This window comes from Pseudomonas sp. LBUM1679, assembly GCF_059695565.1.
The window spans coordinates 4,490,332-4,507,565 of record NZ_CP166774.1; the positions used below are offsets into that span (position 1 = coordinate 4,490,332).

Below are 17,234 nucleotides of genomic sequence, written 5' to 3' on the forward strand. Positions count from 1 at the left end.
GCCATGAAGGCTGCATTGCGTATTTTCCCGGTTGCGCTGCTGGCGATTCTGGCCCTGGACGCGCATGCACAGCAGGCCTTTCCCAGTCCGGATGCCGCCGCCGAGGCCCTGGTCGCCGCGCTCGGCACCCGGCAGGCCGATCACGCACGCCTCGCGGCCCTGCTCGGTGCGAACTGGCGCTCCTATATACCGCTCGAAGGCATCGACCGCGACGATGTCGATGCCTTCCTCGCCCACTACAGGGAACAACACAGCATCCGGCCCGACGGGCAAGGCCAGGCGCATCTGGTGGTCGGCACCGACCCCTGGACCTTGCCGCTGCCGATCATGCAGGGCAAGCATGGCTGGGCCTTCAACGCCAAGGCGGGTGGCGAGGAGATACGTGAGCGACGCATCGGTCGCAACGAACTGGCCACCGTGCAATCGGCGCTGGCCTACTACGATGCCCAGATGGACTACGCCGCGGTCGATCGCGACGGCGACGGCGTGCTCGAGTACGCGCAAAAGTTCGTCAGCAGCAACGGCAAGCATGATGGTCTGTACTGGGCCGAGGAGCCCGGGATGGAACAAAGTCCGCTCGGCCCTTTGTTCGGCGACGCCAAACCCGGCGACGACTGGCATGGCTATCAGTACCGTATCCTCGACGCGCAGGGACCCTCGGCGCCAGGCGGCGCCTACAGCTACAAACTCGGCGACAACATGAGCCGCGGCTTTGCCCTGATCGCCTGGCCGGCGAAGTACGGCGACAGCGGCGTGATGAGCTTCATGATCAGCCACGAGGGCGAGCTGTTCGAGAAAGACCAGGGCCCGGACAGCGCGAAACTGTCGACGTCGATGCGCCGCTTCGATCCCGACAGCAGCTGGAGCGATGTCGATGAGCAACCTGGGCTATAAGCGCGGTGGCAGGAATGCCCCTGACGTCGTTCTCGAACATCGCCTGGTAGCCTGCCAGGCCCACCGGGCTCAAGTACCGCGTCCCGTTTGGCCACTCTCATCCCCAGGTTTGCCCGAGCCTCTCCAGACCGGCCTTTTGCAGGTCCTGCGGACTCATCACAATACGGAACTTGCAGCTGGCGTTGAAGTTGAGAAAAAAGGGTTCCGCTAAAGCCGGGATATCGGAAGGGTCCTGGACGTCGACCAGAAAGATCCCGCCGCGCATTCCATCCTGCTCGGTAAAGTACGCCGCCTCCGGTTTGATGCTTTGCAGAATACGCTCGATAACCTTACCCAACTCCCCGGCTCTGACAAGGGCGTTGAAGGGTTCATTAGGGCACTCGACCATAAGTAACATCTTCATCGTTCGATCCTCTGTTCAACGTGCAACCCTATCGCCAGGTCGCTGCTTCTGGCGCTCATGCCGCCGGCGTCGCGGTACCTGTGGTCAAGAATAGCCAAGCGCGAGCCAACCCTGGTGCAGGGTTACGGGCGGTCATCGGCCATGGTCGGGGAAAACTGCGCGAGGGAAAACGGGATCAGCACCGGGGGAGCACCGGATTATCCGGATTGGCAAATGGAATTGCCCCTGTAGGAGCGAGCTTGCTCGCGATGGACGTCAACTATAACGCGTTCATTCTGGATAAACGCGTTGCCCTCGAGACCATCGCGAGCGAGCTCGCTCCTACGGAAAAGCGGTAGGCCGATCACGCGAACTTGATGGTGCCGCCCTGGATATCGTCTCGAGCTGATCGCAAGTCGCAGGCGTCCTGATTGAGCTGGTGAATCAGGTTGAGCAACCGCTGGCGTAACAGCTCGTCCTTCAGTTGCTCAGTTGCGCGCATGACATCCAGCGCGGCGCTCTCATTGTTGGTGGCGATGGAGTCGAGCAGTTTGCGCATGCTCCTTGATGGCCGATTCATCTGTAGCCTCCCTGGTTTCGATAGACGCGAATCATAGGACGCGAATGTTTCGGCAATATTTCAGGTGTCGACCGGCCTACCGCACCGGCTTCGAGTGGTCGCTCAAAGGCGGTTCGAGCTATCGATTCGGGCATACCTCCCGGGGCCTTCGCACCGTTCGTGCCCCCTACTCCTCAGAGCGCCCGGTGGCGTCACGATCGCGCTCGTAGCGGCGGGTGAGCGGAAACGGCGGCAACCAGGACTCGCGACGCACGGTCCAGCTTTCGTAGGTGGGCATCAGTTGGTCAGGGGTATCCAGGGATCCCAGGTTCACTTCGACTTCGTCGGCGGTGCGGGCGAAAACGGATGAGCCGCAGCGGGGGCAGAAATACCGCCCGGCGTAGTCACGTGTTTCGCCCTCGATCGTTACCGCGTCCTGCGGGAATATCGCCGACGCGTGAAAAAGCGCCCCATGGTGCTTGCGGCAATCGAGACAGTGACACAGGCCGACCCGGTAGGGGCGCCCTGTCGCCTCGATCCGGACGTTGCCGCACAGGCAACCGCCGGTGAATCGGTCCATGCTGCGTCCCCTCTGAAATCAAGCGATCAACCAACCCCACCGGCCCATGAAAAAGGCTGCCCACCTGCCCTGGCCCAGGCCCAGGCCCAGGCAAACGCTGATTAACCTTTTACAGCCGCTTCGATCGCAGCGATGTCGATCTTGCGCATCTGCATCATGGCGTCGAATGCGCGCTTGGCCACGGCTTGATCTGGGTTGGTCACCGCGCTCGTCAGCACCCGTGGTGAGATCTGCCATGACAGTCCCCACTTGTCCTTGCACCAGCCGCAGGCACTTTCCTGGCCGCCGTTGCCGACAATCGCGTTCCACAAGCGGTCGGTTTCGGCCTGGTCATCGGTCGCCACCTGGAACGAAAACGCCTCGTTGTGCTTGAACGCCGAGCCCCCGTTGAGCCCGACGCAAGGGATGCCCATCACCGTGAAATCGACTGTCAACACATCGCCCTGCTTGCCCGCCGGATAGTCGCCGGGCGCGCGATGGACGGCGCCCACGGCGCTGTCGGGAAACGTCTTCGCATAGAACGTCGCAGCGTCCAGTGCGGTGCCGTCGTACCAGAGACAAATCGTATTCTTGCTGAGCATCTTGGTTCTCCAGAATCGGGAGCGAGATATGCATTCTAGCAGCGCAGGTCGCGGGGACTGCCTTGGCAGCTTGCGATGCTGCTATTCACCTGGCGCATGATTGGAGCGCTGATCCCGGCGCCCGCCATTGCGTCCCGGCTGCTCGCCCACTGGAAAGTCAGCCGCTCGCAGCGCATTGAGCATCAGCGCCAGCGCGCATTGCTGGCAAAAACTACCCCAACTGAGCCTGAATCTTTTGCACGACGCCCTGCATCGCCGGTAAATACCGGCGAGCGGCTTCCTCAATGGGCATCGCCTTGGCGATGTAGACCAGATTCAGGCAGCCCATCACCTGCTCCCCATGCATCACCGGGATCGCAATGGCGGCGATCTTGCGCTCCTCTCCCCAATGCGCATTATTTTCGCCGTAACCCTTGCTGAGCGTGTGCTCCACCAGCCGGTCGACGAATCGGCGATCCGCGGCGAATGCCGATTGTTCGTCTTCGCGACTGACCATCAACTCAATCAGTTCTTCTCGCTCCGCCGGTCGGCAGTAGGCGAAATACGCGCGCCCGGTCGCCGTCATCAGCAAGGGTAGGCGGCGGCCAACCATGGATCGGTGAAACGACAGGCGACTGAACCGGTGAGTGGTCTCACGAATGACCATGGCATCGCCATCCAGGGTGCACAGGTCGGTGGGCCAGACGACCTCCTGCAGCAACTCGCCGAGCAAGGGTGCGGCGATCGAGGAGATCCATTGCTCATCGCGAAACCCTTCACTGAGTTCGCGCACTTTCAACGTCAATCGATAGCTGTCATCCGACTCGCTACGCCGTACATAACCCTCAGCCTGCAAGGTTTCCAGCAGCCTGCGCACGGTAGTGCGGTGCAGCCCGCTTTGCTCGGCCAGTTGCGCGGTACTGGCGCCGCCGTCGAAGCGGTTCAAGCCATTGATCAATGCCAGACCTCGCATCAGGCCACGCACGGCTTTGTATTCGGTCTCGCTCATGGCTGGGTCCTTTATTGTTGTAAATCAATCATGTGCACTCAGTGCACACTAACAAGGGTTGTCGTTGTCGACCAGCCCTGTGATTTCCATACTGCGCCCAACAAGAAATCCAAAAGCGCTGTACGGAGATACCCATGAGTCCTGCTCCCACTCCTTCCACATTGGACCTGATCACCGACGTCGCCATCGTTGGTGCCGGCCCGGTCGGCCTGATGATCGCCAATTACCTGGGCCAGTGCGGTGTGAACGTCACCTTGGTGGAAAAGCTCGACAGCCTGATCGACTACCCTCGCGCCATCGGACTGGACGACGAAAGCCTGCGTACGTTCCAGGCCGTCGGCCTGGCCGACAAGGTGCTGCCGCATACCACGCCTTGGCACGCCATGCGCTTCCTGACCCCCAAGGGTCGCTGCTTCGCCGATATCCAGCCCAAGACCGATGAGTTCGGCTGGTCGCGACGTAACGCCTTCATCCAGCCGTTGGCCGACCGCGTACTGTTCGAAGGCTTGCAGCGCTTTGATAACGTCAAGGTGCTGTTCGGCCGCGAGCTCGAAGGCTTTGTGCAGAGTGACAGCGCGGTGGTGCTCAACCTCAAGGACCACAACGGTCGCAGCGAACGCCTGCAGGCCAAGTACCTGATCGGCTGTGACGGTGGCAACAGCCTGGTGCGACGCAGCCTGAACATCAGTTTCGAAGGCAAGACCGCGCCGAATCAGTGGATCGTCGTCGACATCGCCAACGACCCGCTGAGCACGCCCCATGTGTACCTGTGCTGCGACCCGGTGCGCCCGTACGTTTCCGCCGCCCTGCCCCATGGCGTGCGTCGCTTTGAGTTCATGGTGATGCCCGGCGAGACCGAAGCCGAGCTGGGCAAACCGGAGAACATGCGCAAACTTCTCGGCAAGGTGCTGCCGAACCCGGACAACATCGAACTGATCCGCAGCCGCGTCTACACCCACAACGCTCGCCTGGCCGGCAAGTTCCGCGAGGGCCGGGTGCTGCTGGCCGGCGATGCTGCGCACATCATGCCGGTATGGCAAGGCCAGGGTTACAACAGCGGCATGCGTGACGCCTCCAACCTCGCCTGGAAACTGTCGCTGGTGATCAAAGGCCTCGCCGCCGACAGCTTGCTCGACAGCTATGAACAGGAACGTCGTGACCACGCCAAGGCGATGATCGACCTTTCCGTGCTGGCCGGCCATGTGTTGGCACCGCCCAAGCGCTGGCAAGGCACCCTGCGTGATGGCGTGTCGTGGCTGCTCAACTACCTGCCGCCAGTCAAACGCTACTTCGTGGAAATGCGCTTCAAGCCGATGCCGCAATACGCTAAGGGCGCCTTGATCGTACCGAAAGAAAAGTCCTCACCCGTGGGCAAGATGTTCATTCAACCGCAGGTACTGACCGAAGCCGGCGAGCGTGTGTTGCTCGACGAAGTGATCGGTGAGAACTTCGCGATCATCGCCTGGGGCTGCGACCCGACCTGGGGCTTGAGCGCCGAGCAGATCGCACAATGGCAAGCGCTGGGTACGCGCTTTATTCAGGTGTTGCCCGACGTCCAGCTCAAGGCTGCCAGCGACGTCAGCCCAGGCGTGATCCGCATCGGCGACAGCACCGGCCGCCTCAAGGAATGGTTCGCCCGTGGTTCGGCGTCCATCGCCCTGGTGCGTCCGGACCGCTTCCTTGCCGGGTTGGCTATTCCGCAAACCGTCGGCCAGGCCTGTGATGAATTGGCCTTGGCGCTCAAGGCGCTGCCGCAACCCGAAGTGGCGATCCGCGCCAGCAAGGTGGCCTGACATGAGCGCTTATCTGCAGTGCCTGTCTCATACGCCATTGGTCGGCTACGTCGATCCCGCGCCTGATGTGCTGGCCGAAGTCGACGGCATGATCGCCGACGCCCGAGAGCGTATTGCCCGCTTCAACCCGGAGCTGATCGTGCTCTTCGGCCCCGACCACTACAACGGCTTTTTCTACGACGTGATGCCGGCTTTCTGCATCGGCATGGCGGCGGACGCCATCGGCGATTTCGATACCGCCGCCGGCCCGTTGAACGTGCCCAAAGCGCTGGCCGAATCTTGCGCCCAGGCTGTATTGGATGCAGGCATCGACACCGCCGTGTCCTACCGCATGCAGGTCGACCACGCGTTCGCCCAGCCGCTGGAGTTGTTGCTGGGTGGTTTGCAAAGCTGCCCGGTGATTCCGGTGTTCATCAACTCGGTCGCCGTGCCATTGCCCGGCTTCAAGCGTGCTCGCTTGCTCGGTGAAGCCATCGGCCAGTGGGCGCTGTCGCTGAACAAACGAGTGCTGTTCCTGGCTTCCGGTGGCTTGTCCCATCAACCCCCCGTACCGGAACTGGCCAAGGTCGATGCGCGCATGGCCGATCGTCTGATGGGCAGCGGTCGCCAGTTACCCGCCGATGAGCGACAGGCACGCCAGAATCGAGTCATCCAGGCCGCCCGTGACTTCGTCGAAGACCAACACTGCCTGCACCCGCTCAACCCAACGTGGGACCGGCAGTTTCTCGACACCCTCGAACAGGGCCGCCTGAGCGACCTCGATGCCTTGGGCAATGACGAGCTGTCGGCACTGGCCGGCAAATCCACTCACGAAGTGAAAACCTGGGTCGCCGCGTTCGCCGCCCTTTGCGCCTTCGGCCCTTATCAGACCGAAGGGCGCTATTACCGTCCTATTCCCGAATGGATCGCAGGCTTCGCCGCCCTTGGCGCCCAGCCGCTGAACAACAACCACTGATTCCGAGGAACACTGCCATGACTGCCATTGCGCCAGCTTTCACCGAAGCCTCTACCAGCCGTTTTGTCGACATCAGCGAAGGCGAGTTGAAACTGCGGCTGCATTACAACGACATCGGTCAGGGTGCCGAAACCGTGGTCATGCTCCACGGTTCCGGACCCGGCGCCAGCGGTTGGGCCAACTTCCATCGCAACATCGAACCGTTGGTGAACGCCGGTTATCGCGTGATCCTCATGGACTGCCCGGGCTGGAGCAAAAGCGACCCGATCGTTTGCGACGGCTCGCGCTCGGACCTCAACGCTCGTGCCCTCAAGGGGCTGGTCGATGCGCTGGATCTGGACCGCGTGCACATCATCGGCAACTCCATGGGCGGCCACAGCACCGTGGCGTTTGCCCTCGCTTACCCGGAGCGCATCGGCAAACTGGTCTTGATGGGCGGCGGCACCGGTGGCCCTAGCGCCTTCGTCCCGCAACCCACCGAAGGCATCAAGCTGATCGGCGCGCTGTACCGCGAGCCGACCATCGAAAACCTGAAGAAAATGATGAACGTCTTCGTTTTCGACGCCAGCAGCATGACCGACGAACTGTTCCAGACCCGCCTGGACAACATCCTCGCGCGCCGCGATCACCTGGAAAACTTCGTCAAGAGCAGCACCCTCAACCCCAAGCAATTTCCGGATTTCAGCCACCGTCTGCACGAAATCAAGGCCCAGACGCTGCTCGTCTGGGGCCGCGAGGACCGCTTCGTGCCCATGGACACCGGTCTGCGCCTGCTGGCCGGCCTGCCCGACGCACAGTTGCACGTATTCAACCGCTGCGGTCACTGGGCCCAGTGGGAACACGCCGAGACCTTCAACCGCATGGTCCTGGACTTCCTGACCCATTGATCACCGAGGCTGACATGACCCTTATTCAAGACACGCTGGAACAACTGGCCGCCGACCTGCGCCAGGCCGAAGCCTGCAACGAGGCCATCGCACCGCTGCGCGAGCAGATCGGCGAAGACAACGCCGAAGCCGCTTACACCATCCAGCGGCTCAACGTCGCCCACGGCGTGGCCAGCGGACGGCGCGTGGTCGGGCGCAAGATCGGCCTGACCAACCCCAAGGTGCAACAGCAACTTGGCGTCGATCAGCCGGACTTCGGCACCCTGTTCGCCGACATGTGCTACGGCGATAACGAAAGCGTGCCGGTGGGCCGCGTACTGCAACCGAAGATCGAGGCAGAAATCGCCTTGATCCTCGAACGCGATCTGCCCCGCGCCGACACCACGTTTGCCGAGGTGATGGCGGCCACCGGCTGGGTCGTCCCGGCACTGGAAATCGTTGGCAGCCGGGTCCAGGGCTGGAACATCCGCTTCGTCGACACCGTGGCGGACAACGCCTCCAGTGGTTGCTTCGTGCTGGGTGGCCCGACTCGCCGCCTCGATGGTCTGGACCTGCGTCAGGCCGGTATGCGCATGACCCGCAACGGTGAAGAAGTGTCCAGCGGCAGCGGTGCCGAATGCCTTGGTCATCCGCTCAATGCGGCCGTTTGGCTGGCCCGGACCATGGCCCGCCTGGGCGATCCGCTACGGGCGGGCGACATCATTCTCACCGGTGCGCTGGGGCCGATGGTGGCGGTAGCCGCCGGTGACCGTTTCGAAGCCGAGATCGAAGGCATCGGTCGGGTTGGTGTGGAGTTCACTGCCGAGTGATCGGCAACTTGCGTGCAATAGAGGCCATAACAATGAACAAACTCAAAGTCGCCATCGTCGGTTCCGGCAACATCGGCACCGACCTGATGATCAAGATCCTGCGTAACGCCAAGCACCTGGAAATGGCGGTGATGGTCGGCATCGACCCAGCCTCCGACGGCCTGGCGCGTGCCCAGCGTATGGGCGTGGCCGTGACCCATGAAGGTGTTGAAGGCCTGACCCGCATGGACGTGTTCAAGGACATCGACTTCGTCTTCGATGCCACCTCGGCCGGTGCCCACGTCAAGAACGACGCCTTCCTGCGCTCGATCAAACCCGGCATCCGCCTGATCGACCTGACCCCCGCAGCCATCGGTCCGTACTGTGTGCCGGTGGTGAACCTGGAGCAGAATCTGGATCAGCTCAACGTCAACATGGTCACCTGCGGTGGCCAGGCCACGATCCCGATGGTCGCGGCGGTGTCGCGCGTGGCCAAGGTGCACTACGCCGAAATCGTCGCCTCGATCGCCAGTAAATCTGCCGGCCCCGGCACCCGCGCCAACATCGACGAATTCACCGAAACGACCTCAAAAGCCATCGAAGTGATCGGTGGTGCGGCCAAGGGCAAGGCGATCATCGTGATGAACCCGGCCGAGCCGCCGCTGATGATGCGCGACACAGTGTTTGTGTTGTCCGAAGCGGCCGACCAAGCGCTGGTCGAGGCCTCCATCGTCGAGATGGCGGCCGCCGTGCAGGCCTATGTGCCGGGCTATCGCCTGAAGCAGAAGGTGCAGTTCGACGTCATCCCTGAAGACGCACCGCTGAACATCCCCGGCCTGGGCATATTCTCCGGACTCAAAACGTCGGTGTTCCTCGAAGTCGAAGGCGCCGCCCATTACCTGCCGGCGTACGCCGGTAATCTCGACATCATGACCTCCGCTGCCTTGGCCACCGCCGAGCGTATGGCGCAGTCGATGCTCAACGCCTGAGGAGACCGACATGACTTTTAATCCCGGCAAAAAACTCTACATTTCCGACGTGACCCTGCGCGACGGCAGCCACGCGGTGCGTCACCAGTATTCCCTGCAAAACGTGCAGGACATCGCCCGCGCCCTGGACAAGGCCAAGGTCGACTCGATCGAGGTCGCTCACGGCGACGGTCTGCAAGGCTCGAGCTTCAACTACGGCTTCGCGGCGCACACCGATCTGGAATGGATCGAAGCGGCGGCCGACGTCATCAGCCACGCCAAGATCACCACGTTGCTGTTGCCCGGCATCGGTACCGTGCATGACCTCAAGGCGGCGTACAACGCCGGAGCGCGGGTGGTGCGCATCGCCACCCATTGCACCGAAGCCGACGTGTCGAAACAGCACATCGAATACGCCCGCGAGCTGGGCATGGACACCGTCGGTTTCCTGATGATGAGCCACATGATCCCGGCCGAACAGTTGGCGGCGCAGGCCAAGCTGATGGAAAGCTACGGCGCCACCTGCGTGTACATGGCCGACTCCGGCGGGGCGATGAACATGCAGGACATTCGCGAGCGTTTCCGTGCCTTTAAAGCTGTGCTCAAACCGGACACCGAAACCGGCATGCACGCCCACCACAACCTGTCGCTCGGCGTGGCCAACTCGATCACCGCCGTCGAGGAGGGCTGCGATCGCATCGACGCCAGCCTCGCCGGCATGGGCGCCGGCGCCGGTAACGCGCCGCTGGAAGTGTTCATCGCTGCGGCGGAACGCCTGGGCTGGAACCACGGCACCGACCTGTACACGCTGATGGATGCGGCCGATGACATCGTGCGTCCGCTGCAGGATCGTCCGGTGCGGGTCGACCGCGAGACCCTGGCCCTGGGTTATGCCGGCGTCTACTCCAGCTTCCTGCGCCACGCCGAAATCGCTGCCGCGAAATACGGCCTGAAGACCCTGGACATCCTGGTTGAACTGGGCAAACGCCGGATGGTTGGCGGTCAGGAAGACATGATCGTCGACGTCGCGCTGGACCTGCTCAAAAACCGATAACACCGCCACCCCTGTAGGAGCCAGGCTTGCCGGCGAAAGCGGTCTGTCAGCTAGCACCTCTACTGAATGTGCCACCGCCTTCGCCAGCAAGCCGGCTCCTACACGGGATCGGCGTCGTAAACCAATTTTGTATTTGCCGAATCCCCCTGACTGCCATTACAACAATAAAACGGGTACTGCCCATGACTTCGCTAAACCTGACAACACCGCTGCACCTGACACGGACCATCGGTCTGTGCTTTCTCGTCGCACTGATGGAGGGCCTGGACCTGCAGGCCTCGGGCATCGCTGCCCAAGGCATGGCGGCCGCGTTCGAACTGGATAAATTGCACATGAGCTGGGTGTTCAGTGCCGGGATTTTCGGTCTGCTGCCCGGTGCGTTCGCCGGCGGCTGGCTGGCCGACCGAATAGGTCGCAAGCGCGTGCTGATGGCGTCAGTGACGCTGTTCGGCCTGTTTTCCCTCGTCACCGCCCTGGCCTGGGATTTCAACAGCCTGCTCGCGGCCCGTTGCCTGACCGGCGTCGGGCTGGGCGCCGCCCTGCCCAACCTGATTGCCTTGACCAGTGAAGTGGCCGGCCCGCGCTTGCGTAGCAGCGCGGTGAGCCTGATGTACTGCGGTGTGCCGTTGGGCGCTGCGCTGGCGGCGATTATTGGTATTAACGGGGCTTCCGGCGATTGGCAGACAGTGTTCTACATCGGCGGCCTGGTACCCCTGTTGATCGTGCCGCTGCTGGGGCGTTACCTGCCGGAGTCGCTGCAGCTTCGCACAGGCGCGGACGCGGCACCGATCGGCGTGGTCCAGGGCCTGTTCCGCGAGGGCGCGGCCCTGCCGACCGGCCTGATCTGGGTCAGCTATTTCTTTACCCTCATGGTGGTCTACATCCTGATCAACTGGCTTCCCAGCTTGCTGATCGGCCAGGGTTTCAGTGGCCGCCAGGCCAGCTGGGTCATGCTGGCCCTGCAGATTGGCGCAGCGGTCGGTACGTTGATGTTGGGCTGGGTGATGGACCGTCTGCCCGCTTGGGCACTGTCCGCACTGATCTATCTGGGCATCCTGGCCTCGCTGACGGCCCTGGGGCTGGCCAGCCGGCTGGAAAGCATGCTGGTGGCAGGCTTCGTCGCCGGCTTTTTCGCCACCGGTGGGCAGGGCGTGCTGTATGCCCTGGCACCGCATTTCTATCGTCCGTCGATACGCGCCACAGGCGTGGGCAGCGCCGTCGCCATTGGGCGGCTGGGCGCGATGAGCGGCCCGCTGGTGGCCGGCAAGATGCTCGCCCTGGGCACAGGCACAGCCGGGGTAATGCTGGTTTCGGCACCGGGGATCGTCATCGCTGCGGTGGCGATGTTTTACCTGACGGTTCGGCGCAACGGCGCTCGGTCCGACTGACAGCCCACTCGAAATATCCCGCGTCGAAACGATGCGGGTTTCACTCCAACAACAATAAAAGTGAACACTGGCATGCTCAAGACTTCTCTTCGGGCGCTCAGCGCCTGCACCTGCGTTTTATCCCTTGGCCAGGCACTGGCCAACGGTTTTGTCGATGACAGCCACGCCGATCTGACGATGCGCAACTATTACTTCGATCGTAATTACGTGAACGCAACGCCCCAGGCCGCCGCCCGCGAGTGGGCCCAGGGTTTCATTCTCAATGTACGTTCCGGTTTTACCCAAGGGCCGGTGGGGTTCGGCCTGGATGCTCAAGGTTTGCTGGGTGTGCGCCTGGATTCCTCACGCGCTCGCACCGGCACCGGCCTGCTGCCGTATAGCGCCACCACCCGTGAGCCGGCCGATGACTATTCGGAGCTGGGTCTGACGGCCAAAGTCAGGGCCTCGAAAAGCGAGCTGCAATTGGGCACCATCAGCACGTTCCTGCCGATCGCTTTCGCCAGCCCTACCCGCCTGCTGCCACAGACGTTTCGCGGCGCGTACCTCAAGTCCCAGGAAATCGACAAGCTGACCCTGCACCTCGGTTGGCTGGATCGCATCAACCTGCGCGACTCCACCGACTACCAGAAAATGTCGGTGGGTTCACCCAATGGACGCTTCAATGGTGCCGCCGAGTCGGACCGTTTTACTTTCCTCGGCGGTGACTATGCCTGGTCGCCGCACCTGACGCTGAAGTACTACCATGCAGAACTCGCTGACCTGTACCGCAAGGACTTCTACGGCTTTGTCGATAATCGCCCGCTTGGCCCCGGCAGCCTGAAAAGCGATTTCCGCCTGTTCATCACCGGCGAGGATGGCGCGGCCAAAGCCGGCCCGGTGGACAACCGTAACGCGGCACTGATGCTGACCTATGCCTGGGGCGCCCACAAATTCGGCGCTGGCTACATGCAACTGACGGGCAAGACGGCCATGCCCTACCTCTTCGGTACCGAACCATTGGTAATCACCGAGGGCACGCTGAGCTCCGAATTCCTCAACCCCAAGGAGCGCAGTTGGCAGGTACGGTATGACTACAATTTTGCCGGCCTTGGCGTGCCAGGGCTTAATGGCATGCTGCGCTACGTGAGGGGCGACAATATCGAGCTGGCCAAACTGGGAGGCTCCAACCTGACAGAGAGCGAAAAGGACATCGAACTGTCCTACGTGCTGCAGGGCACTGCATTCAAAGGCCTGGCCTTGCGCGTGCGCAACGCCTGGTACCGCAACGATTTCAGCACTCAGGCCAGCCATAGGGATGACAATGAACTACGGGTGAATGTCGATTACACATGGAAGCTATGGTGAGTGGGCAGAAACACTGCGCGGCACTTCTGCGGTAGATCCAGATTTGCGAAGCACCGCGCAGACGCAAAGGTTATTCAGGAACAGTACTCGGATTTTTGATCGTCGATCAGACGCAACGCGGCTTCCCAAGCCAGGAGATGAAGATTATCTCGAATCTCATCGGCTGACTGCCTGGCGGTGAGCTCACAGACCTCTTTTGCGGGGAAGCGCAGACGTTGCCCGCCAGTCAAGGCAGCTACCTGAGCTTGACAAGCTCGCTCGAGAAAATAGATCTGATTGAAGGCCTCGGCAATAGAGCCTCCTACAGCCAACAACCCATGGTTTCTCAGAATCATTGCCATGTTTGAACCCAGATCAGCGACAAGTCTCGGGCACTCAGCAGGGTTGAGCGCGATGCCTTCATAATCATGATAACTGAGGCAGCCATAGAACTTTAATGCATGCTGTGTAATCGGCAGCAGACCTTCCTCTTGAGCGGCTACTGCCATGCCCGCCGAGGTATGAGTATGCACGATGCAAACAGCATCATGGCGAGCGCCGTGAATGGCTGAATGGATGTTGAAACCAGCCTTGTTGACCGCCCCTGCAGCATGGAGTTGATCTACGATATCGCCGCCGATATCAATCCTGACCAGATCAGATGCTTTCATCTCGTGAAACAGAACACCATAGCGATTGATGAGAAACAGCCCTTCATCGCCTGGCGCGCGCACCGAAATGTGGGTGTCGATCAGGTCCGTCATTCGAAAATGAGCGAGCAGTCGATAAAGGGCTGCCAGTTCGCATCGAACATTCCATTCAGCATTGGATATGAAAGCATGGGGACTTGCGACATTAAACATAAGTTCCACCTGAGCAAACAAACAGAATATGTAACAAAAATAAAGAAAACAAACTCAAGACAAAAAAATCCCTGCACTCTCACTTAAGATTGCCAGGTGTTGCTGCCGATAAAACTAGAAGTTGTAAGCTTCCTTGATTCTTTTCCAGGAATCGCCTATATGAAACCGTAGCGCTTCAATGATTGTTTGCTCATCCTTGGTGCGAAACGCCTCGACAATAGGCCAATGATCCGCTGCCGCATCTTCCAGACTTGCAAATCGATGTTCAACCAGGCTGATCGAAATCTGGATTTCTGCATAGATATTTGAAAAAGCCCGAATGGTCTGTGTGTTTCTCGACAACTCACAAATTCGCTGATGGAACGCGATGTCGCGTTCGACAAGGTCCATTTCACGCCCTGTTTTTGCCGCTGATTCCATCTGGCCGACGATTGCAGCCAAGCCCTCGATGTCCTCATCGGTGAGATAGGGAAATGCCTGACGAACCGCAAACTCCTCCAACGCCAACCGGAATGAGAAAATATCCTGGATGTCCGACTCCGAAAACGAACGGACAAAAGTGCCTCGCCGTGGGCTGGAGATAAGCAAGCCTCGCTCTTCCAGCTTGCGGATCGCCTCCCGGATCGGGTTACGGCTGATCTTCAACGTCCGCGCCAATTCAGCCTCATTAACACGCTGCCCCCCTTTCAGCTGGCCGCTGACCAGCAGCTTGTACAGATACTCGGTCACCTGCTCCGACAAGCTTTTACTGTCGACAACCGGTGCCGGGAACGATCCTGGCTCGCTCGTAGGGACGTTTGAAACTGAGGATGGAAACTGATTCATCTGAAGTTGATCCGCTATGTCTTCGATGTAGATAACGATCGTGGTCGAACTGCATCGCTTTACAGATTGCGCACTGTCGACTGTGGACAATTAGCTTGCCTTTTTATCCCACCCCTGTCAATTCAAGTAGTCGGTGTCACGTAGGCCCCTTAAATAGTAAGAAGCCTACGCAACAACCATCAATTTACTTTGCTGATACTTGGGCTATTTACCACTTGGCGTTTTGATAGTAGACGCATTACCGCGTAGGCAACAATGGCTGTGGCGGGCGCTGATAATGTTGCCAACAGGCCTGTGCAGTTCATAAGGATTATGCCCACGACTGAGGCAACCAACCACGCAGTCAACCCGCAATAGTTTACCGTTTTGCACGGAACATTCGAGATACCGCCGTCCGCTAACCGGCGAACCTCAATGATTCTCGACAGGGCGACACCCACCCAGGCGACAACGATAATCCCTTGGTACGCGAGCGCTTCCAACAGATACTTGAAGACATCGGCGAGCATGAGGACAAACACCAATACACCGACAACGACAGCCCACCAGCCCCATTTCCAGCCAATGCCAAAGAACTGCCCGATAGTTTTCAGATTGCTGGTAGCGACGAAGTAGTTAGCTGAGTTGATTCGGGTCTGCGTGGCCCATACGAACACCAGTCCCCAGAACCCAAGTAAACTCAGTATCGCCAGCACTACAGAAATCTCACTGATCTTCTCGATGCTTGGCACAGAGCTGACCAGATAAATACCACACGCCCCATTGACCACTATCGTCACAAAGTAAAATAAAAAGCCGAAATTCCATTTACTGTGAAATTCCTCGTCGGACGGCTTGCCAAACTTCGCATACTCATAGGCGAAGAGCATGAGGACCCAGATGCCCATGTAGTAAACAAAGCAATTCCACCAGCCGTAAGGGGATGGGTTAGAGGGTCCAAATGTCATCCAATTGGTTGAATAGCCATATTCGGATATAGAGATGCAAACGGCGGCTACAAGGCCTATGACGTAGACCGGCAGTAGCACACCATTGAGCTTGTCAAGCCAGACCTGGATTTTCCCCAATACCAACGGGATGCTATAGGCCACGACGATCAAAGCGGCGACAGTGTGATTGATCGAGGGAAAGAGATGGTTGATCGCAAGCGCGATGACAGACCCTTCGAATACAGCGTAATAAATTGCGGTAGCCCCGAGGATGATCGCAGCGAGCACGGCCCCTTTTGAGCCGAAAAGCTCTACCGAGAAGGAGGTCACCGAGTGACCTGTTTTAATGGCATGCCGGGCCATCAGGGAGGTGATGACGCCATAGGAAATGACCGAAAGGAGCATTCCCGTAATCGCATTGAACGTTCCGTACTCTAAAGCAAGTGCGCCGCCTACAATAATGTAGAACATTGCACTACACACTGCCCACCACGCCATGGACAGCGATACTTTATTGATACGCTCGTCAAATCCCACCACGGCCACAGGTTGCCCTGCGCCGCCGTTGCTTTTAATTGGGCCCGCCATTTTTTATGACTCCAGTGATAGAAGGAGGTGTTTAAAACACGTTTTTTGGGCAGAACGACTACTTGAATGTTTTTTCAGGAATGCTCAAGCGTTTATTTATTGTTATCTGTGAGAGTACGGCGTTCGAGAGAATATCGTTTCGATCAAGGGGGTAAAGCTTTCAAGACTCAAGGTATCGTACTCCGGGTCGAACGAAGGACAATCCCATTCACGACAGAATTTGTCACACTCATCAAACCAGGGATGCCCACGAAATTTCTCGCGAGTATTTTTGTCCCATCCCAGGTTCTCCCAGTAATAAAACCCTTGGAAGACGTCGTGATTAAGTACAATCCAATGGGCTTTTTCGGACACATAAGGCTTGATCAGCGCACCCGCCAATTCGGCATGGTTGTACAGTGCGAGTGTGTCACCAATATCATGGACTAGCGCAGCCAGAACCATTTCATCATCGGCGCCATCACGCTTCGCCCGAGTGGCCGTCTGCAGCGAATGCTGAAGTCGGTCAATCTGGTAGGGCTGCTCACCCTGCCCCAGGAGTTGCAGGTGTTTGATCACCAGCGCAGGCATATGTTTATGTTCGTCGGTTTCGAAAGAGGAAATCAGCTTCCAATCTTCGGGTTTCATCTGGTCAATACTTTTGAAGTTAGCCTTTTCCATCTTTTTTCCTATCCATCGGACTGGGGCTGTCACAGCCCCGCCGAGTATTTTTTACTTCGAAGCGCGCCGCTGCTGACGCTCAGCGCTCCATTTAACACACCAGTCGGAACAGAATTCCTTGCCGTCGACTTTCACCTTTGTCGGCGCATCCTGTTCGTAGATCAGGACGCCGCAGTTAGCGCATTTAACGTAACGTTCGATGTAGAGCCCGTTTTCTGAGAATTTCATC

At 59.5% G+C, this 17,234-nt stretch carries 19 protein-coding genes; 9 read left to right on the forward strand and 10 right to left on the reverse strand.

From position 1 onward, the window contains the following. Positions 1-3 precede the first annotated feature (3 nt). On the forward strand, positions 4-894 hold the full coding sequence (locus ACA062_RS20430; protein WP_497452719.1) for a DUF2950 domain-containing protein: 891 nt from the start codon (positions 4-6) through the stop codon (positions 892-894). Between the two features lie 97 nt (positions 895-991). Here the strand turns inward: ACA062_RS20430 and ACA062_RS20435 are convergent, their stop codons facing one another. The 5 genes from ACA062_RS20435 to ACA062_RS20455 form a co-directional block, all read right to left on the reverse strand. Continuing rightward, on the reverse strand, positions 992-1,297 hold the full coding sequence (locus ACA062_RS20435) for a panthothenate synthetase (RefSeq protein WP_497452720.1): 306 nt from the start codon (positions 1,295-1,297) through the stop codon (positions 992-994). Positions 1,298-1,640: 343 nt separating this feature from the next. Further along, the gene (locus tag ACA062_RS20440; protein ID WP_497452721.1) at positions 1,641-1,856 is read right to left on the reverse strand and encodes a hypothetical protein; all 216 of its coding nucleotides are present in this window, start codon (positions 1,854-1,856) and stop codon (positions 1,641-1,643) included. Between the two features lie 166 nt (positions 1,857-2,022). Next, complete coding sequence (locus tag ACA062_RS20445; protein WP_497452722.1) at positions 2,023-2,415, reverse strand: GFA family protein; 393 nt, start codon at positions 2,413-2,415, stop codon at positions 2,023-2,025. A 101-nt stretch (positions 2,416-2,516) separates the two neighbouring features. Continuing rightward, positions 2,517-2,996: a VOC family protein gene (locus tag ACA062_RS20450; RefSeq protein WP_128873179.1), complete on the reverse strand. Its 480-nt coding sequence runs from the start codon at positions 2,994-2,996 to the stop codon at positions 2,517-2,519. 211 nt (positions 2,997-3,207) lie between these two features. Beyond that, positions 3,208-3,984, reverse strand: a complete 777-nt coding sequence (locus tag ACA062_RS20455) for a DNA-binding transcriptional regulator (RefSeq protein ID WP_497452723.1) — start codon at positions 3,982-3,984, stop codon at positions 3,208-3,210. Positions 3,985-4,118: 134 nt separating this feature from the next. Here ACA062_RS20455 and ACA062_RS20460 point away from each other — a divergent pair, with 134 nt between their 5' ends. From ACA062_RS20460 to ACA062_RS20495, 8 genes are all read left to right on the forward strand, one after another. Beyond that, a complete protein-coding gene (locus tag ACA062_RS20460) occupies positions 4,119-5,777 on the forward strand; it encodes a bifunctional 3-(3-hydroxy-phenyl)propionate/3-hydroxycinnamic acid hydroxylase (protein ID WP_497452724.1) in 1,659 nt (552 codons plus the stop codon). Position 5,778: 1 nt separating this feature from the next. Then, positions 5,779-6,732, forward strand: coding sequence for a 3-carboxyethylcatechol 2,3-dioxygenase (gene mhpB / locus ACA062_RS20465; protein WP_497452725.1), 954 nt, complete (start codon positions 5,779-5,781; stop codon positions 6,730-6,732). Between the two features lie 17 nt (positions 6,733-6,749). Then, a complete protein-coding gene (locus ACA062_RS20470) occupies positions 6,750-7,619 on the forward strand; it encodes an alpha/beta fold hydrolase (RefSeq protein WP_497452726.1) in 870 nt (289 codons plus the stop codon). A 14-nt stretch (positions 7,620-7,633) separates the two neighbouring features. After that, a complete protein-coding gene (gene mhpD / locus ACA062_RS20475) occupies positions 7,634-8,428 on the forward strand; it encodes a 2-keto-4-pentenoate hydratase (protein ID WP_497452727.1) in 795 nt (264 codons plus the stop codon). 32 nt (positions 8,429-8,460) lie between these two features. Then, the gene (locus ACA062_RS20480) at positions 8,461-9,396 is read left to right on the forward strand and encodes an acetaldehyde dehydrogenase (acetylating) (protein ID WP_497452728.1); all 936 of its coding nucleotides are present in this window, start codon (positions 8,461-8,463) and stop codon (positions 9,394-9,396) included. Between the two features lie 10 nt (positions 9,397-9,406). Next, on the forward strand, positions 9,407-10,429 hold the full coding sequence (gene dmpG, locus ACA062_RS20485; RefSeq protein WP_150762896.1) for a 4-hydroxy-2-oxovalerate aldolase: 1,023 nt from the start codon (positions 9,407-9,409) through the stop codon (positions 10,427-10,429). 182 nt (positions 10,430-10,611) lie between these two features. Then, entirely contained in the window at positions 10,612-11,817 is a 1,206-nt protein-coding gene (gene mhpT, locus ACA062_RS20490; RefSeq protein WP_497452729.1) for a 3-(3-hydroxy-phenyl)propionate transporter MhpT, read from the forward strand. Positions 11,818-11,889: 72 nt separating this feature from the next. Further along, complete coding sequence (locus ACA062_RS20495; protein WP_497452730.1) at positions 11,890-13,161, forward strand: OprD family porin; 1,272 nt, start codon at positions 11,890-11,892, stop codon at positions 13,159-13,161. Between the two features lie 74 nt (positions 13,162-13,235). On the opposite strand, the gene ACA062_RS20500 is transcribed toward ACA062_RS20495, so the two are convergent. From ACA062_RS20500 to ACA062_RS20520, 5 genes are all read right to left on the reverse strand, one after another. Next, positions 13,236-14,003: a class II aldolase/adducin family protein gene (locus ACA062_RS20500; protein ID WP_497452731.1), complete on the reverse strand. Its 768-nt coding sequence runs from the start codon at positions 14,001-14,003 to the stop codon at positions 13,236-13,238. Between the two features lie 114 nt (positions 14,004-14,117). Continuing rightward, positions 14,118-14,828 carry a GntR family transcriptional regulator gene (locus ACA062_RS20505; RefSeq protein WP_497452732.1) on the reverse strand — a complete coding sequence of 237 codons (711 nt, stop codon included), beginning with the start codon at positions 14,826-14,828 and terminating at the stop codon, positions 14,118-14,120. A gap of 179 nt (positions 14,829-15,007) precedes the next feature. Next, complete coding sequence (locus ACA062_RS20510; protein ID WP_497452733.1) at positions 15,008-16,345, reverse strand: purine-cytosine permease family protein; 1,338 nt, start codon at positions 16,343-16,345, stop codon at positions 15,008-15,010. 102 nt (positions 16,346-16,447) lie between these two features. Next, entirely contained in the window at positions 16,448-17,005 is a 558-nt protein-coding gene (locus ACA062_RS20515; protein ID WP_497452734.1) for an HD domain-containing protein, read from the reverse strand. A 51-nt stretch (positions 17,006-17,056) separates the two neighbouring features. Then, positions 17,057-17,233, reverse strand: a complete 177-nt coding sequence (locus ACA062_RS20520) for a hypothetical protein (RefSeq protein WP_161599979.1) — start codon at positions 17,231-17,233, stop codon at positions 17,057-17,059. Between the last annotated feature and the right edge of the window lies 1 nt (position 17,234).

Coding starts and splice junctions, on each gene's coding strand:
- ACA062_RS20430 (WP_497452719.1), top strand. CDS start 4: ATGAAGGCTGCATTGCGTATTTTCCCGGTTGCGCTGCTGGCGATTCTG.
- ACA062_RS20435 (WP_497452720.1), bottom strand. CDS start 1,297: ATGAAGATGTTACTTATGGTCGAGTGCCCTAATGAACCCTTCAACGCC.
- ACA062_RS20440 (WP_497452721.1), bottom strand. CDS start 1,856: ATGAATCGGCCATCAAGGAGCATGCGCAAACTGCTCGACTCCATCGCC.
- ACA062_RS20445 (WP_497452722.1), bottom strand. CDS start 2,415: ATGGACCGATTCACCGGCGGTTGCCTGTGCGGCAACGTCCGGATCGAG.
- ACA062_RS20450 (WP_128873179.1), bottom strand. CDS start 2,996: ATGCTCAGCAAGAATACGATTTGTCTCTGGTACGACGGCACCGCACTG.
- ACA062_RS20455 (WP_497452723.1), bottom strand. CDS start 3,984: ATGAGCGAGACCGAATACAAAGCCGTGCGTGGCCTGATGCGAGGTCTG.
- ACA062_RS20460 (WP_497452724.1), top strand. CDS start 4,119: ATGAGTCCTGCTCCCACTCCTTCCACATTGGACCTGATCACCGACGTC.
- mhpB (WP_497452725.1), top strand. CDS start 5,779: ATGAGCGCTTATCTGCAGTGCCTGTCTCATACGCCATTGGTCGGCTAC.
- ACA062_RS20470 (WP_497452726.1), top strand. CDS start 6,750: ATGACTGCCATTGCGCCAGCTTTCACCGAAGCCTCTACCAGCCGTTTT.
- mhpD (WP_497452727.1), top strand. CDS start 7,634: ATGACCCTTATTCAAGACACGCTGGAACAACTGGCCGCCGACCTGCGC.
- ACA062_RS20480 (WP_497452728.1), top strand. CDS start 8,461: ATGAACAAACTCAAAGTCGCCATCGTCGGTTCCGGCAACATCGGCACC.
- dmpG (WP_150762896.1), top strand. CDS start 9,407: ATGACTTTTAATCCCGGCAAAAAACTCTACATTTCCGACGTGACCCTG.
- mhpT (WP_497452729.1), top strand. CDS start 10,612: ATGACTTCGCTAAACCTGACAACACCGCTGCACCTGACACGGACCATC.
- ACA062_RS20495 (WP_497452730.1), top strand. CDS start 11,890: ATGCTCAAGACTTCTCTTCGGGCGCTCAGCGCCTGCACCTGCGTTTTA.
- ACA062_RS20500 (WP_497452731.1), bottom strand. CDS start 14,003: ATGTTTAATGTCGCAAGTCCCCATGCTTTCATATCCAATGCTGAATGG.
- ACA062_RS20505 (WP_497452732.1), bottom strand. CDS start 14,828: ATGAATCAGTTTCCATCCTCAGTTTCAAACGTCCCTACGAGCGAGCCA.
- ACA062_RS20510 (WP_497452733.1), bottom strand. CDS start 16,345: ATGGCGGGCCCAATTAAAAGCAACGGCGGCGCAGGGCAACCTGTGGCC.
- ACA062_RS20515 (WP_497452734.1), bottom strand. CDS start 17,005: ATGGAAAAGGCTAACTTCAAAAGTATTGACCAGATGAAACCCGAAGAT.
- ACA062_RS20520 (WP_161599979.1), bottom strand. CDS start 17,233: ATGAAATTCTCAGAAAACGGGCTCTACATCGAACGTTACGTTAAATGC.